This window comes from Massilia sp. HP4, from assembly GCF_005222695.1.
Lineage (GTDB): Bacteria > Pseudomonadota > Gammaproteobacteria > Burkholderiales > Burkholderiaceae_D > Telluria.
Genome location: NZ_STGG01000062.1, coordinates 1 through 17,457, shown reverse-complemented (window position 1 = coordinate 17,457; position 17,457 = coordinate 1). Strand labels below are relative to the sequence as shown.

General features: G+C 61.4%; 8 protein-coding genes. 7 read left to right on the top strand and 1 reads right to left on the bottom strand.

What is annotated here, in order from left to right; all coding sequences use genetic code 11:
• The 3 genes from E8M83_RS22710 (at position 1) to E8M83_RS22700 (ending at position 3,437) form a co-directional block, all read left to right on the top strand.
• Positions 1-1,359, top strand: coding sequence for an HlyD family type I secretion periplasmic adaptor subunit (locus E8M83_RS22710; RefSeq protein WP_137175633.1), 1,359 nt, complete (start codon positions 1-3; stop codon positions 1,357-1,359).
• Complete coding sequence (locus E8M83_RS22705) at positions 1,359-2,735, top strand: TolC family outer membrane protein (protein ID WP_229491815.1); 1,377 nt, start codon at positions 1,359-1,361, stop codon at positions 2,733-2,735. Before E8M83_RS22710 ends, E8M83_RS22705 begins: the two co-directional genes overlap by 1 nt.
• A gap of 102 nt (positions 2,736-2,837) precedes the next feature.
• The gene (locus E8M83_RS22700; protein WP_137175632.1) at positions 2,838-3,437 is read left to right on the top strand and encodes a DUF4214 domain-containing protein; all 600 of its coding nucleotides are present in this window, start codon (positions 2,838-2,840) and stop codon (positions 3,435-3,437) included.
• Between the two features lie 34 nt (positions 3,438-3,471).
• On the opposite strand, the gene E8M83_RS22695 is transcribed toward E8M83_RS22700, so the two are convergent.
• Positions 3,472-4,347, bottom strand: a complete 876-nt coding sequence (locus tag E8M83_RS22695; protein WP_137175631.1) for a sulfurtransferase — start codon at positions 4,345-4,347, stop codon at positions 3,472-3,474.
• A gap of 287 nt (positions 4,348-4,634) precedes the next feature.
• On the opposite strand from E8M83_RS22695, the gene E8M83_RS22690 reads away from it, so the two are divergent.
• From E8M83_RS22690 to E8M83_RS22675, 4 genes are all read left to right on the top strand, one after another.
• Complete coding sequence (locus E8M83_RS22690; protein ID WP_137175630.1) at positions 4,635-5,306, top strand: PEP-CTERM sorting domain-containing protein; 672 nt, start codon at positions 4,635-4,637, stop codon at positions 5,304-5,306.
• A 409-nt stretch (positions 5,307-5,715) separates the two neighbouring features.
• Complete coding sequence (locus E8M83_RS22685; RefSeq protein WP_137175629.1) at positions 5,716-8,991, top strand: DUF4214 domain-containing protein; 3,276 nt, start codon at positions 5,716-5,718, stop codon at positions 8,989-8,991.
• Between the two features lie 375 nt (positions 8,992-9,366).
• Positions 9,367-12,645, top strand: coding sequence for a DUF4214 domain-containing protein (locus E8M83_RS22680; RefSeq protein WP_170976896.1), 3,279 nt, complete (start codon positions 9,367-9,369; stop codon positions 12,643-12,645).
• 668 nt (positions 12,646-13,313) lie between these two features.
• The gene (locus E8M83_RS22675; protein ID WP_137175627.1) at positions 13,314-17,036 is read left to right on the top strand and encodes a DUF4214 domain-containing protein; all 3,723 of its coding nucleotides are present in this window, start codon (positions 13,314-13,316) and stop codon (positions 17,034-17,036) included.
• Positions 17,037-17,457 lie beyond the last annotated feature (421 nt).

The window sequence follows — 17,457 nt, the reverse complement described above, 5'->3', positions numbered from 1 at the left end:
ATGCAACTCGTGAAGAAACAGGAACAAACGTCCGACGTCATTTCCCATATCGTCGAGCCGGTCGAGGTCGACACCGACTCGGGCAAGTTCAGCCGCATCGGCTGGCTGCTCGTCTTGCTCGGCTTTGGCGGCTTCGTGCTGTGGGCGCTGTTCGCCCCGATCGACAAGGGTGTGCCGATGAGCGGCACGGTGGCGGCGCAGTCGAACCGCCAGGCGGTCCAGCACCTGGTCGGCGGCACCGTGCAGCAACTGCTGGTGCGTGACGGCGACCAGGTCAAGGAAGGCCAGGTCGTGGCGCGCATGAATCCCATTACCGCCGAGTCGGCAGTCCAGCTGACCGAAGTGCAGTATCTGTCGGCGCTGGCCAACGTCGCGCGCCTGGCCGCCGAACGCGATGGTGCGAAGACCATCAAATTTCCTGCCGAAATCGAACAGCGCCGCAGCGAGCCTGCGGTGGCTGATCTGATCAGTTCGCAGAATGGCCTGCTGCTGTCGCGCCAGAATGCGTTGCAGAGCCAGTTGAGTGGCGTCGATGAAAGCATCGCCGGTCTCAAGATGCAGATCCAGGGTTTGCAAGAGTCGCGCGACAGCAAGAAAGAACAGATGACCCTGCTGAAGGAGCAACTGGACGGCATGCGCGATTTGGCCAAGGAAGGCTATGTTGCACGCAACCGGCTGCTCGAACTGGAACGCACCTATGCCCAGCTGAGCGGCGCGGTGTCGGAAGACATCGGCAATATCGGCCGCTCGCAGCGCCAGGTGCTGGAGCTGACCCTGCGCAAGTCGCAGACGACGCAGGACTACCAGAAAGAAGTGCGCACTCACATGAACGATATGCAGCGCGAAGCCGATGCCCAGCGCGCGCGCCTGACCGCGGAGAAGTTCCAGCTGTCGAACGTCGACGTCCGGGCGCCGGTGGCAGGCACCGTGGTCGGCCTGGCGGTGTTTACCAATGGCGGCGTGATTCCGTCCGGCTTCAAGCTGATGGACATCGTGCCGGAAGGCGATCCGCTGGTCGTCGAGGGCCAACTGCCGGTCAACCTGGTCGACAAGGTGCATCCGGGCCTGAAGGTCGAGCTGATCTTCTCGGCATTCAATGCCAACAAGACCCCGCATATCGAAGGCGAAGTGGTGCTGGTTGCAGCCGACCGCCAGGTCGAAGAGCGCACCGGGATGCCGTATTACGTGGTCAAGGTCAAGGTCACGCCGAAGGGCCAGAAGATGCTGGCAGAACACAAGATGGACGCCCGTCCCGGCATGCCGGTGGAACTGTTCGTCAAGACCGGCGAGCGCACCATGATGAACTACCTGTTCCGTCCGATCCTCGACCGCATGCCGGCAGCAATGGGAGGTGACTGATGCGTGGCCGTTCGATGACCCGCCTGCGCGCCATCGTTGCGCGCAGTACCCTCGGCGCCGCCATCGGCCTCGCCTTCGCCGTGCCGGCCCACGCGCTGTCGCTGCAGGAAGCCTATGAAGCGGCGCTGCGCAACGATCCGGTGTACCGGATGCGCATCCAGGAGCGCGAAGCCGGCCGCGAAAATGCCATCCAGGGCCGTGCCGGGCTGCTGCCGAACATTTCGGGCAGCCATACGGTGAACCGCAATATCTCGGACCGGACGCAAATGGGCCGCAACCCTATTACCGGGGTGGTGTCTCCTTCCACCGACCATCCGCGCTACATCAGCCGCTCGTCCACCGTGCAGCTGCGCCAGCCGATCCTGAACCTGGACGCCTTCGTGCGCTACCGCCAGGGCAAGGTGCAGGACGCCCAGAGCGCTCAAGCGCTCGAGGCAGGCACCGACGAAGTCGCGGTGCGGGTGGCGCAGGCCTATATGGATGCGCTGTTCGCCGAAGACCAGGTCGCCCTGTCCAGGGTGCAGCGCGATATGTACCTGGAGCAGCAAAAGGTCAATGCGCGCCTGTTCGACCGCGGCGAAGGTACACGCACCGACATGCTCGAGACCCAGGCGCGCTATGACCTGGCCGAGGCGCAGCTGATCGAGGCCGAGGATAACCGGAAGTCTGCACGCGAGACGCTGCAGGGCGTGATCGGCATGGATCCGGGCAACCTGGACCAGCTGGGCGACAACTTCCGTCCGCTGCCGCAGGATATCGCGTCGTACGAGGATTGGGAAAAACTGGCGCTGGCCAACAACAACACGCTGGCGACCACGCGCCTGGCGGTGGAGAACCAGCGTCTCGAAATCCAGCGCCAGCGCGCCGGCCATGCGCCGCGGGTCGATTTCCTGGCCACCTATAACAAGGCGGACAGCGAGTCGCTGAACCAGCTTGGTACCGAATCGACCAACCGCCAGCTCGGCTTGCAAATCAATATCCCGATCTACAACGGCGGCGGCATCAGCTCGGCCACGCGCCAGGCTGCTGCCAACTACGGCCGCGCCCAGGCCGAATTCGATGCGCGCCGCAACGAGATCCTGGTCGAGCTGCGCCGCGCGCACAGCATCGTCGAGAGCAGCGGCCGCAAGGTCGAGGCGCTGGTGAAAGCTGTCGAGTCCGGTAAAGTCCTGATGACGGCGACCGAGCAGAGCATCAAGGGCGGGGTGCGCATCAACCTCGACCTGCTCAACGCCCAGCAGACGCTGTTCGTCAGCCAGCGCGACTTGGCCCAGGCCCGCTACGGCTACCTGCTCGGCGTGATCCGCCTGCGCGCGGCGGCGGGCAACCTGGATTCGCAGGTGATCCGCGAGATCGCCGCCTACTTCCGTCAGTAATTCCTTCCGGGCCGGCGTCCGCCGGCCCAACCCTGCTGTAAGCTGCGCCGTTAATATTTTTACTACGCTATATTTTTCTCTCTATTTCATACGGAGAAGGTCATGGCGAACTATGTCAGCAAGGTGCAGGAACTGTACGTCGCGTATTTCAGCCGCCCGGCCGATCCCGGCGGCCTGGCGTTCTGGACCGATCTTCTCGAGCACCAGGTCGTGACCCATGAGGAAATCGCCGCCGCTTTCGCAGAGACTGCCGAGTACGAGGCGACCTATTTCGATACCGATCACCGCGTGCTTGTCCAGGAAATCTACGACAACCTGTTCGGTCGCGGACCGGAAACGACGGGGCTGGATTTCTGGGTCAAGGCGCTCGATTCCGGCGCCATGACGGTCGACAATATGGTGACGATGGTGGCCGCGGGCGCGCAGGGCGCCGACCAGTTCGCCTTCAACGCCAAGATCGGCGTGGCCATCGCCTTCACCAACCGGATCGACACGCCGCAAGAGAAGGCCGCGTACAACGGCGAAGCGGCGAACATGATCGCGATTAACTACCTGGCAGGCGTCAAGGATTTCATTACCGGCGATCTTGCCACCGATCCTGGCAGCATCGACCTGGCAATCGCGCGCATGAGCGGGTCGCCGGCCGCGCAGGACGATATCCCGTTGGTCGGCGTTGCCGAAGCGGGCGCTCCGCTGGCCTGAGAGAAGAGGGCGGCGGGCTGCCGCCCATGGCTGTTCAGGCCGCGGCCTGCTGCGGCGCGTCGCCGGCCTCTTTGCCTGCGCAATGCGGGCAAGACACGCCCATCACGTATTCGGGCGCCAGTTGCTGGCGTGGGGTCACCACCGCGCGGCAGGCGAAGCATTGCACGGTCTCGGTCGGTTCCAGTTTCGGATTGAGCGCGGTGCGGTAGTCGAACACGAAGCAGTCGCCAGTGTAATGGTCGCCGCCGACTTCCTCGAAATACTTCAGGATGCCGCCTTCGAGCTGGAACACGCGGTCGTAGCCGATTTCTTTCATGTGGATGGCGGCTTTTTCGCAGCGGATGCCGCCGGTGCAGAAGGTCACCACGGTCTTGCCGTTCAATTCTTCCTTGTGCTCGGCCGCGACGGCAGGGAACTCGGTGAACTTGTCGATGCGGTAGTCGAGCGTGTTATTGAACGTGCCGACGTCGACTTCGAAGGCATTGCGGGTTTCCATCATCACCACCTCGACACCGTCGTCGTCATGGCCCTGGTCGAGCCAGCGCTTGAGCGTTTTCGCATCGACCACCGGCGCGCGGCCCAGTTCCGGCTTGATCAGCGGCATGCGCATGGTGATGATCTCCTTCTTGATCTTGACCAGCATACGCTTGTGCGACTGTTCGGTCGACAGGCTTTCTTTCCATTCCAGGTCCGCCAGGCGGGCGTCGCTGCGCACCCAGGCCAGGTACTGATCCATGCGCGCGCGCGTGCCCGACAGGAACATATTGATGCCTTCCGGCGTCAGCAGCACAGTGCCTTTCAACCCGAGCTCGTTGCACAGGTCCTGGTATTGCGGGCGCAATTGTTCCAGGTTGTCGAGCGTGATGAATTTATAGGCGGCGATGTTGACGTACTGGTTTTCGGAGGACATGTGGGATAGGCCTTGCAAAGGCGGTTGGAAAGACAGGCCGACATTATAAGGCAGCGTGGCGCGTCGCTCGCATCTGCCGCCCCCGCAAGGGCTGGAATTGTCGTGTAATTACAATTCAACAGTATTGGAATTCCAAAAGTATTAATTCCTGTCGGAAAAATTTACAGTGCATTTCGTTGGGTATTGGCGGGCGATGCTAAGTGTTTGATTTAACGCAAGAGTACTCGGCTGGCATGGTAGTTGCTTTAAGTGTCTCGTCCAAAACATTTTGATCACCAAGGAATAATATGATTCGCAAAAGCATCGCCCTGCTGACCCTGGCCTTGAGCGCAAGCTTCGCATCGGCTGCCCCAATCACGTCGTACGAGTTCACCGGCAAGGATAACTACAGTGCCGCAACCATCAAGGCGCCGATCGATTACACGAACGGGGTGCTGGTCGATTTCAAGCTGTCGTACACCGGCGTTTTCCCGAAAAACGCGTTCACTGCACTGTGGTTCAACGACTCGAGTGCGTCGGAAGGCTACAAGGGCCCGCAGATCGGGCTGAAAGCGAACTGCGACGGCAAGTGCACCAATGACCTGTTCGTACGCGCCAGCGGCACTACCGGCGAAAAATACTTCACCAAGAGCAATATCGAGCCAGCCGTTGAAGGCCAGTTCGCGCATCTGTACGCTTATCTGTACAAGAGCACCGAAACCGGCAACTACGATCGCATGAGCGCCTGGTACAACCCAAGCAACGACGATCTGAAAAAGCTGACCGACGGCCATATCAACCTGGAATTCGATTCCGGTTTCAAGTCGTTCGACACCATCGGCTTCCGCACCGCCAACCTCGGCAGCAGTGTCGTCAGCATTGGCGACCTGCGCATCAACGAAGTGCCGGAACCAGGCAGCGTTGCCCTGATGGGCCTGGCCCTGGCCGGCCTGGTGGCTGCGCGCCGCCGTCGCGGTTGATCGTCAGGCAGTTCGACATGATGACGGCGACGTCATGAACGTCGCCTGGTAGAAAGAATCGCCAACCTGCCACTACAGTTGGAAACTTCGAGCCCCGCTGCAGCGATGCAGCGGGGCTTTGCTTTTCGTTGGAGCTGCCGAGCACCAGGGCCATCCTGAATGGCGCGCCGGTGGCGGACCAGGTACGGGTGATCGGCGTGGTCTGAGCGTGATCCTGAGACCGGGCTTTGCGGACGGCCCGGCGTCATGCCAAGGCCTATCTGGCCTCTCAATAAGGCGGTGTGGGATAAATCCTACAAAAGTTTCACATAAACAATTACCAGACATCAATTTGCATTAAATTTCGCTCATAATATTGGCGTGACTAACAGTCATGATTGATTAATCCATCACGAATATTGCGAGCGATATGAGCACTTTTGAATCCACGGTCCACTCCTTCTATCTTGCCTTCTTCGGCCGTCCCGCCGACCCGGACGGCCTGGCCTTCTGGTCCGGCCAGTTGGCCGCCAATGGTGGCGATACCAGTCTGATTACCCGCGCCTTCGCCGATTCGGAAGAAGCCAAGGTGCGCTTCGGCGACGATACGCCCGAACAACGCATCGCCCAGATCTACCAGCAACTGTTCAACCGCGCCCCCGAAGCCACCGGCCTGGCTTTTTGGAGCGACGCCGTCAAGAACGGCCATGTGTCGCTGGCCGATGTCGCCGTCACCATCCTCGAAGGTGCGCAAGGCAGCGACCTCGACCTGGCCGCGCTGCGCGAGCAGGCCGTGGCCGACTTCACCGCGCGCGTCGAGCTGTCCGACAGCGACTACGCCGGCTATGCCGCGGTCGAAGCCGCACGCGTACTGGTGCGCGCCGTGACCCCGGGCGCCACCCAGGACGATCTTGCCAGGCTGGTCGAGTCGGCCGTGGACTTCGCCGATATCGCCTCCAATAACCCGAAAGTGATCGACGCGATTGCCACCGGCAGCACCCTGCTGGCGCTGTTCGACACCAAGCGCGGGCTGGAAGATCCGGTGACCCTGGTGCAGGCACTGGCCGACGTGGCCGAGGCCGCGGCCGGCAATCCGGACACGCTGGCTTCGCTGCTGCGCGGCGGCGGCATGGCCCAGGTGCTGAAAGTGATGCCGGCGCGCGCCACCTTGCAGGACGTGGTCGACGCGCTCGAAAAAGGCGGCCTGCCGGCCGCGATCGATGTGGTGTATCCGCCACGTCCGACCCCGGTCCCGCCCCAGGGCGTGAGCTTCAGCTTCGTGAGCGTCGAGCACGGCCCCGATGACCGGAAGCCGGGCGACCACGTCACCAATATGAGCGAGGTCGACATCGTGTTCCGCGCCAACGGCAGCCTGCAGCCCGGCCAGAAGATCCAGTACCGCCACAACGGCAGCAGCGAGTGGACCGATGTGACGCCGGTCAATGGCCTGATCCGGCTGAAGGACGTGGCGCTGACCGACGGCGAGCCGGTCGGCGAGTACCGCGCCGGCGCGCGCGAGCCGATGCCCGACCACCTGCTGACGGTGGAACTGCGCGTGGCCAACGCCAATGGCGCTACCGTCGGCACGCCCTTCCAGCAGGAGATCCTGCTCGACGTCACCGACCCGCACGGCCAACTGGGCTTCGTGCGCATCGGTCAGGGCCCTGAAGGCGACCTGACGACCGGCGACGAGCTGGTCGACGTGACCTTCACCATCGACGATACCAGCGATGGCGTTGTCCAGTGGCGCATCAAGGGCAGCGACGCCTGGACCGACGCCCCGCGGCCGAACGGCAGCGGCCTGTTCACGCTGCGCAATATCAACCTCTCGGAAGAGGACCAGACCATCGAGCTGCGGGTGATCGACGCCGCCGGCAATGTGGGCGACCATGGCGAATGGACCATCGACGGCCCGGTCGGCCCGGCCATCCAGCTCAGGTTTACCGACGACGGCCTGGGGATCACCAGTCCGGTGACCGGCTCGGTCGAGATCGGCGGCATGCCGGCCGAGACGACCCACGCTTCGCATGGCGTGGTGGCGGGCCAGGAAGCGATCCTGGGCGAGCAGGGCAGTGTGCGCTCGGGCACGCTGGCGATTGCGCCCCAGTCCGGCGCCAATGTGAACGACCCGAGCGGCATCAGCTTTGTCCTGGGCACGGGCGGGAACGACGTCGACCTGTCGGGCACCCATGTGTGGGGCTTCGGCGGCAATGATGAATTGTCCGGGACCGAAGGCGACGACTACCTGTTCGGCGGCGACGGCGACGACATCATCTGGTCGAATGGCGGCGAGGACAAGATCGCCGGCGGCGCCGGCGCCGACGACATCCGCCTGAGTACCGACGGCAAGGGCAGCCTGATCGGCTACGAGGCGGGCGATACCCGCACCGGCCTGTTCGATAGCGGCAACTATGTCACCCGGATGGACCAGATTCACGGCGCCGAAGCCGGCGACAGCTTCTTCATCGGCGAAGGCATCCGCTTCAATACGCCTTCGATCGGCAATCAATTCCTGACCAGTACGGCCGATGGCCAGGTGGCCCTGGTGCGAGGCAATGCCACCATCGATTCGCGTTTCTTCTCCTCCCTCAACGGCAGCTCCTGGATGCTGCAGTGGACCGAGGACAACGCGATCCACAGCATTCTCCTGCGCGACTATGCCGACGGCGTGCCGGAACTGGAATACGATCCCCTGGCGCGCACCATCAAGCTGGTCGATGCGCCGATGCAGTCGACCTTTACCGACGCCATTTTCCAGCTGTCGGCAAACAACGCCATCATCAGGCTGCAGGGCGATCCGGAAAACCTGGCGCCGGCCACTAGCAGCACCAATGGCATGCTGTCGACGGCCGGCCTGGTGCTGGAAGACCTGGTCAGCCGCGAGAACGTGGCCACCGACTACGTCGATCGTGTGCACTTCGGCGGCGTCCAGAACGATGGCGGCTTGCACCTGGGCCGGGAACTGGTGGCCGGCGTCTATGAAATGAGCTGGAACGACGCTACTTTCGCGACGCAAAGCGGCACCCTGGCCGCGGACAGCGTCAAGTTCGCCGGCGGCGCCGAGGGCCTGGTGGTCCAGCATGGCTTCACCTTCGACCAGGAGGCGATCCTCAACGGCAATCCGGTGAGCAATGCGGGCGGCGGCCAGTCGATCCTGTATCGCAGTGGCAGCCACCAGACCGAGTTGACGACCGGCTTCGGGCATGACGTAGTGGCGGCCGCGGGCGGCCCCGTGCGACTCAAGGTCGAATCCGCCGCCAGCGCGGCCCAGGACCTGGTGATCGGCTTCGGCACCGACGACCGCGTGGTGCTGGGCACCGACTTCGCGCTCGCGCTGGAGCACGACTCCCAGGGTGACCTGGTCTGGGCGCCGTATTCCACGGGCATGTTGACTCCCGATGCCGCCATCGGGGCCGTCTACATCGAAACCTTTGGCATCCTGGGCAGTAACGACCTGGACCAGCTGGGCTCGCCGACGCTGGGGACGCTGGGCACCAGGATCGATGCCAGCGAGATGGCCGCAGGTGGAAAGCTGCTGATCCTGGCCAAGGACATGAACGGCACCGGCGGCGCCCTCTACTACTATAGTGAAGTCGACGGGAATGGCCTGATCGACGCCGGCGAAGTCTCGGTGATCGCCCTGTTCACCGACGGCATGCCCGAGATGCAACAGATCGAGCTGGTCGGCCTGCCGGATTGGTCCTAGCCGGCGTGTGAATGCTCCCGGTGCAAGGCCGGGAGCATTTTTTTGGTGCGCCCCGCATGGGAGCACGAGGGGCCAGTCGGCATGCTGACTGGCCCTATGCCGATTTGGTGAAGCCGCCAAACATCAAGCCTCATTCATACCTTGGCCACTACTTCTGGTAACCATTTAAAATCGATGATTATTGCGTAAATGTGATAATTAATTAACATTGAGTCAATTCACAATCAAGTAAATACATATTATTTTAGTATTTTTATGTAGGAAATAGCCTACAAAAACACTAAAAATGCTAAATATTTCCTGTTCGCAATTACATTTGAATACATACTGATCTGGTATGGCAACCCGGCCATGCGTGACCAACCGATATCGACAATGAGCGAACTTTCCAACTACGAATCTGCGGTTAACTCCTTCTACCTAGCCTTTTTCGGCCGCCCCGCCGACCCTGCAGGCCTGGCTTTCTGGTCCGGGCACCTTGCCGACAACGGCGGCGACTACCATTTCATCACCGATGCCTTTGCCGCTTCCGAAGAAGCGACGGTCCGTTTCGGCGCCGATACCGCGGTCGAGCGCATCACCGAGATCTACCAGCAACTGTTCAACCGCGCCCCCGAGGCCAATGGCCTTGCGTTCTGGACCAATGCGGTCGAGCAGGGTCACGCCTCGCTGGCCGACGTCGCCATCTCCGTCCTGAACGGTGCGCAGGGCACCGACGCCGACCTGGCCACGCTGCGCAAGCAGGCCAGCGCCGACTTCACCGCCCTGGTCGAGACGTCCGGCAGCGACTATGACGGCTATGCAGCGGTCGAAGCGGCCCGGGTACTGGTGCGCGCCGTGACCCCTGGCGCTTCACAGGACGATATCGCCAAGCTGGTGAAGGCGGTCGCCGACTTCGCCGACATCGCCTCGAACAATCCGGCCGTGGTCGACGCCATCGCCAGCGGCAGCACCTTGCTGGCGCTGTTCGACACTCCGCGCGGCCTGCTCGACCCGGTGGTCCTGGCCCGGGCCCTGGCCGATGTCGCCAAGGCCGCTGCCGGCAGCCCGGCCACGCTCGAGTCGCTGCTGCGCGGCGGCGGCATGGACCAGGTCCTGAAAGTGATGCCGGCGCGCGCCACCCTGCAGGACGTGGTCGATGCGCTGGCCGACGGTGGCCTGCCGGCCGCGATCGACGTCGTGTATCCGCCGCGTCCGGTTACCCCGCCGCGGCCGGAAGGTGTGACGCTCAAGTTCGTCAGCGTCGATCATGACCCGGAAGACCCTACGCCTGGCGACAACGTCACCAACGAAAAATATGCCGACGTGACGTTCAGCTTTACCGGCACCCCGTCCGCGGGCCAGAAATTCCAGTACAAGATCGGCGACGCGGCCTGGACCGACGTCGCGCCGACCGGCAAGACCATCGTCGTGCCGCACGTCGACCTGAGCACCGGCTCGGAACAGGGCGGCGGTCACGAATACCGTGTCGGCATCATGGAAGTGATCGGCAACGTCGTCACCAAGGTGCAGGTGCAGCTTCTGAATGCCAACGGCGTGCCGGTCACCTCGGTCAGCGAAGAAATCTTCTACGACACGACCCCGCCGGGCGAGGAGCTGGCCCTGGTGGGCATCGTCGGCGAGCCTGCGGGCTTCCTGGTCACCGACCGCAATAGCGTCGACGTCACCTTCAATCTCGACCAGCGCGACCACGGATTCGTCCAGTGGCGCGTGAAGGGCGACGACAAGTGGACTACCGCCACGATCGACGACAAGAGCGGCACCGCGACGCTGAAAGGCATCGACCTGTCGACGTCCGATGCGACCATCGAGGTGCGCGTGATCGACGCCGCTGGCAATGTGGGCAAGGAGACGACGTTCGACATCGACGGCCCGGCCGGCATTTCGGTGACGCCGGGCCCCCGTGGCTTGACGGTCGAGAGCCAGGTAGATGGCAAGATCGTGCTGTCGTCGTCGAGCGGACAGACCATCGTGACGTCGGATCACACCTCCGAGGGCGCGGCCGCCGGCAGGCTCGTGATCGTGGGCGAGCAGCCCGAGGCGGTCGAGGGTTACCTGAGCGTGGAAACCAGCCAGGGCGCCGTGCTCAAGGACGCCAGCGCTCGCTACTACAAGCTCGGCAGCAGCGACCGCGAAACGCTCATCGGCGATTCCTTGTGGGGTTTCGGCGGCAACGATACGCTCCACGGCACCGAGGGTAATGACAGCCTTCACGGCGGCGCGGGCGACGATACCATCTGGTCGAATGGCGGCAGCGACGTCATCTCGGGCGGCGCCGGCGGCGATACCATCTTCCTGGCCAAGGATGGCGTGCCCAGCACCCTGGTCTACGAAGACGGCGAGACGCATACCGGCCAATTCCAGGACGACGACAGCATCGTGGGGATGGACCGGATCTACGGCGCCGAAGCAGGCGACGTGATCCTGATCCATGAGTTCACCGGCAGCGCGGGGCAAACTGTCGGCAATGGCTACCTCACCACTGTCGCGGACGGCCAGGTCTCGGTGGTGCGCGGCAGCGTGACGCCGCTCGACGGTTTTGAGACCGACCTCAAGGGCACCTCCTACCTGCTGCAATGGACCCAGAAATCGACCATCAACAGCATCCTGCTGGAGAGTTTTGGCGGCAGCGGCCTTGGCCTGAAGTTCTACGGCAACTTGATTGCGCTGGAAATCCCCCCGGTGGCATCGAATGTCCATGGGCTCAAGTTCGGCTTCCAGGTCGGCATCGACTCCACGCTGGCGTTGATCTCTGCCCCGCATCAGATGACGCCGGTGACGACGACCGACGATGGCTTGCTTGCCGGTGGCGAGTTCGTCCTGACCGACATGCGTACCGGTCAAGCGGCCGACAAGTACACCAGCGGCGAGGGCTTCGGGGTCCAGGCTAGTGGCGTGATCAAGCTCAACGGCACCCTCGATGCCGGCGTGTACCGGGCAGCGTGGACCAGCGAAACCTTCGCGACCCCGGGCGGAACCCTGGCCGCCGACGAGTATCTGTTCGCCGGTGGCGTGGCAGGCGAGGTCGTCGTGCCTGGCTTCATCATTGCCAATTCGTACTTACTTGAAGGCAATGAACTCCTCCATGGCGGTAGCCATCCTGGCAGCCTGTACCGTACCGCGGCCAATACCAGCTCCGATGTCACTACCGGGTATTACAACGATGTGATCATTGCCGACGAAGGCGCCGTCAACGTCGTCTACCGGGTGGCCAGTCACGGTGGGCATGACCTGATCCTCGGGTTCGACGTCAATGACAAGATCACGCTCGGCGGGATGCTGGAAATCGCGCTCGAGAAACAATCCGACGGCGAACTGACGTGGGCGCCCGAAAGCGGCCTGGTGGAAGTCGACGATACGGTCGAAGCCGTGTCCATCTCGCTTGGTGCAACCTTCGTGTATGACGACCTCGCCAAAGAAGATTCGCTGACCTTGCTGGCGCTTAATTCACGCCTCGACCTGCAAAAGATGGAGGCGGGCGAGAGCCTGCTGATCCTGGCAAAGGATGCGAGCAACGATGCGGCAGTCCTGCTGTACTACTCGGAAAGCGACGGCAATCACGAGATCAATGTTAACGAAGTGACCCTGCTGGCCGCCTTCGCCGATGGCATCCCGACCACGGAGCAGATTACCCTGGTCGCTCAGTCGGAGTGAGCTGAAGATTGATCGTGGGCGCCTTGAAGTGCCCACCCCAAGCCCCGCTGTGTTGCCGCAGCGGGGCTTGTCATTGGCGAAGCACTTTATTTGTGGGCATGGATTGTTACAAGGGCAGTGCTAAATCCACATGAACACCGCCACATTCTTTCAAAAAAATCACCATTTCTTTAGTGTAAATACATGGCGTTATTACTAGTTTTTTGTAAGATTAATCCTATAAATTCTTGGGAAATCTACAGTTAGTTTTTTTTTACTATTGGTTTTCATGTCGTACTGATTCTACATGGCAACTCGACCATGCTGACCTTTTGATACCGATCATGAGCGAACATACCAATTACGATTTCACGGTCCATTCCTGCTATCTCGCCTTTTTGGGCCGTCTAACCAAGCGAGGGTGGTTGAAAGGTTGCCCACGCCGTATTGGTCTGCAGGCGAACGGTCTTGATGCCAGCGGTTTCAATCTTTACTCGTAAAACTTGCGTATCAAGAAACATATTTTGCCGATTTTCCAGTATTTAATGATTTTCAATGTTTTATTCGCAAAAACAGGGTGAGATCGACATTTTTTGTAGCGCAAAACCCACAAAATCAGTAAAACCCGCTTAATTTCCTGTTCGCAATTTAAGTTGCCGCTCATACTGCGCGGGCATGGCGACTGGCCCATGCGTTTCCATCGAGCGAACATGAGCACTTTCAGCACCAACGATTCCACGGTTAACTCTTTCTACCTGGCCTTCTATGGCCGTCCGGCCGATCCGGCCGGCCTGAAATTCTGGTCCACGCAATTGGCCGCCAACAATGGCGACATGGGCGCGATCGTCGACTTCTTCGCCGCCTCCGAAGAAGCGCAGGTACGCTTCGGCACCGACACCGTCGCCGACCGCATCACCGAAATCTATTCCCAGCTGTTCAACCGTACGCCCGATGCCGAAGGCATGGCCTTCTGGACCAATGCGATCGAGCAGGGCCACGCCAGCCTGGCCGACATCGCCATGTCGATCCAGGGCGGCGCCCAGGGCAGCGACGCTACCCTGTCGCAGCTGCGCAAGCAGGCCGCCGACGCATTTACCGCCAAGGTCGACGCCGACGGCACCGAATACAGCGGATATGCGTCGATCGAAGCGGCCCGCATCCTGGTGCGCGCGGTGACCGCCAACGCTACTCAGGCCGATCTCGATACGCTGGTCAACGCCGCCGTCTCGTTCGCCGATACCGCCACCAAGACCCCGCAAGTGGTCGACGCAATCGCGGTCAACACCACCCTGCTGGCGCTGTTCGACACCGCGCGCGGCGTGAGCGAGCCGGTGGCGCTGGCCAAGGCGCTGGCCGATACCGCCAAGGCGGCGGCCGGCGATCCGGTGACGCTGGAATCGCTGCTGCGCGGCGGCGGCATGGATAAAGTGCTGAAAGTGATGCCGGCCAAGGCGACCCTGCAGGACGTGGTCGTTGCGCTGGGAGAAGGTGGCCTGCCGGCTGCGGTCGACGTGGTCTACCCGCCGAGCAAGCCGGTCGTTACTCCAGCGCCTTCGACGCCGATGACGCTAAGTTTTGCAGGCGTGGCCCAGGATGACCTCGACACCAACAAGCTCGACACTGTTACCAAGAAGGAGAGCCCTGCTGTCACTTTCAAGTACACCGGCAAAGATCTGGGCAGCAACCAGCACTTCGAATACACCACCAACGGCACTACCTGGGTGCGCGCGGGTATCAGCGAAGATCGCGTCCACAACACCGTGACCATCGACGCGCTGGATCTGACTGGCGGCATGCCGATCCGTTCCTCTACGCAGTCGGACGCCAAGCCTGGCCTGGTGCAGCCGTTCGCCGATCGTGCGCCGGACCTGGTCACCCGCGTCGTGATGCGCGCCGTGGAGGGCGACAAGATCATCGCTTCCTCCGACTTCGCCGATATCGTCTACGACAGCTACGTGTCGACTCCGACCATCAGGCTGGTGAACGATACCGCTGGCGTGAAGGTCGGTTCGCATGACGACCTGGTAACCAAAGATGGTGCATTTGAAGTGCTCGGCCTCGAGGCCGGCACGACGGTGGAGTACAAGCATATGGTGGCGCAGGTGGTTCCCACCTTGCCGCTGCCTGATCAGCTGCCGGACCTGATGCGCCTGGACGTCCAGGAAGGCGGCGTCACCGGCGGCCAGTGGAGCGACCTGAAGCCGGTCGCACAGGAAGGCATCAACACCATCTGGGTGCGCCAGACGGACGCGGCGGGCAACCAAAGCGAGAGCAAGTTCACTTTTACTCTGGATAACACCGCGCCCAAGGCGCCGACCGTCAAGTTTGCCCATGAAATCGATTCTTCACTGGGCGCCAATTCGGGCATGGTCCTGATCTCCGGTCTCGAACCCGTGCAGGGCAGCGGCTGGGAATACAGCATCAATAACGGCGGCACCTGGACCTTTGGCGGCGCCAATGGCCTCGGTATCGCCGAACTCGACCTTGCCAAGCTCAACGTCGAGCAAGGCGCGCTGCGTGTTCGCCAGCTCGACGCGGCCGGCAATATTGGCGCATCCTCGGAAACGAAGATCTTCACCATCAGCCTGGGCGAGCTCACGGCGACCGCGACCGACAAGGGCATTTCGCTCGACAGTACCGTCGCCGGCGTGCTGTCGCTGGTCGAGGGAGGCAAACCCGTCGTGACGACCGAACTCGACGGCAAGGTCAAGGAAGGCACGACGCTGGTCGGCGCGCAGTCGAACCTGGTGTCGGGCCATCTGCAGGTGACCGCCGATGGCGCCCAGCCGGTCGTCGACAAGAGTGGAAAGCTGTACAGCCTGGCCACGAACGGTGACGACGAGATCTTCGGCGGCCAGCTCGTCTGGGGCTTCGACGGCGATGACAAGATCACCGGCACCGACTGGGACGACACGCTGTATGGCGGCGCCGGCAACGATACCCTCACTGGCGGCCTTGGCGCCGATACCCTGATCGGCGGCGCCAATGGCGATCGCATCGTCCTGGGCAAGGACGGCTACGTGGATACGGTCGTGATCAATCCGGGCGATACGCTGCAGTGGGCCGCCAACAATCCGCACTGGCTTACCCACGCGATGGACGTGATTTCTGGCGCCGAGGTCGGCGATGTGATCGAGCTCGGCAACGTGTTCACCGGCGATCCACTGGTGGGCACGACGTTGTTGCTCGGCGCCGATCGCGACCAGCTGGCCATCGTACGCGGCACGCACAAGGATTCGACATTCCTGGCCGGCGCGGGCGAGACTGCCACGTCCTACATGATTCAATGGTCCGATGGCGAACAAGTGAACAACATCATTCTCGATGATTTTGGCACTACCGCGCCATTCCTGAAGATCGATGCCGCGACCGGGACCATGACGCTCGCGAACAGGCCACATGACGAGACGCCGGAAGTCCCGTCGCAACCGGAGACTCCACCGCTGGTACCTGCGACACAGTCTTACCTGGGGGCAGACTTCTACCTTGCCAACGGTCCGAGCACGATTGACATCTACACGACAGGCGGCAGGCTTACTGAGCTGATCAGTGCCGACGGTTTCAAGGTGCAGGATTACAGCTCTGGAAGCGCCCAGCCGGCAACCGCCTACGACAATGCCTCCGGCAAGACCACGCTGCAAGAGACGTATCTGAACCTGAAGACGACGATCGACGCGGGGCTCTATCAGATGAGCTGGACCGATGGGACCTTCAAGACTGCCAACGGCATGGTGAAGTCGAATACCGTGTTCTTCGCAGGTGGGAAGGCAGATAATTTCTTCCACGCTGGCTTTGAGGTGCATCAAACCTTCATGGTCTACGGTGACACCCTGCGCAACGACGACGAATTCCGAAGCCAGGCATTCATCTCGGACGGCCAGACCGATGCAGTCATTCGCACCAGCAGGGGCAATGACGTGGTGGTCGACAATGGCAGCAAGCTGACCGTCGTCTACGATCGTATCGACAATGCGGGCCAGGATTTGATTTTCGGCTTCGACGAGCAGGACGTCATCCTGCTCGGCGCCGACCTGAGTAATAAGCTCGACCGTAACGGCAGTGAAAGTATCGACTGGTCCCTGGATGGCGTTGTCGGCGAGAAGACCGAAGGCGTGGTCATCACCATTGACGAGTCTTTCAGCGTCGGACGACAACTGGATCTGGAAAAAACATTCGAACAGATCAACTCTGCTGTGAACGTTGAATCGATCGGCTGGCGCGATCAGATTTTGATACTCGTCAATAGCCGAAATGATGAGAGCAGTGTGTTGTTTGTCTACGAAAACGAGTTCGACAATGGCCTCATTGATTTCCACGAACTGTCGGCGTTCGCGGTGTTCGCGAACGGCGCGATCACTGACGGCAATATCGAGCTGACGGGCTTGCCGCAAGAAGCAGATGTGAGCATCTGACAGACCGTGGAACGAGAAAGGTGTCGGTAAGCTGATCGTTGGACCGCAGCCTGCACCTGGCATCGTAGAACCGTCGATTGACGGCGTCGAAGCTTGCTGATGATCTTGATAGCCCCGCCCGCGCAAGCCGGCGGGGTTATTTTGTTATCACACCATGATTTGCAAATATTTCGTTTTTATCATTATGATTGCTTTTTTTTGGCGTCATTTATAGAAAAAAGTTAATAACCATATTGATTTCGTATTCAAAAACAGACATAAGTAAAAATTCGAAACGAAAGTTGTGGGGCGCGTGGCTGCTTAACTGGATAATCATGCCTTACGGCAACTCGGCCGTGTTCAATTTCTGAGAGCCAGCATGACCACCTTCAGCAGTCACGATTCCACCGTCAATTCCTTCTATCTGGCCTTCTATGGCCGC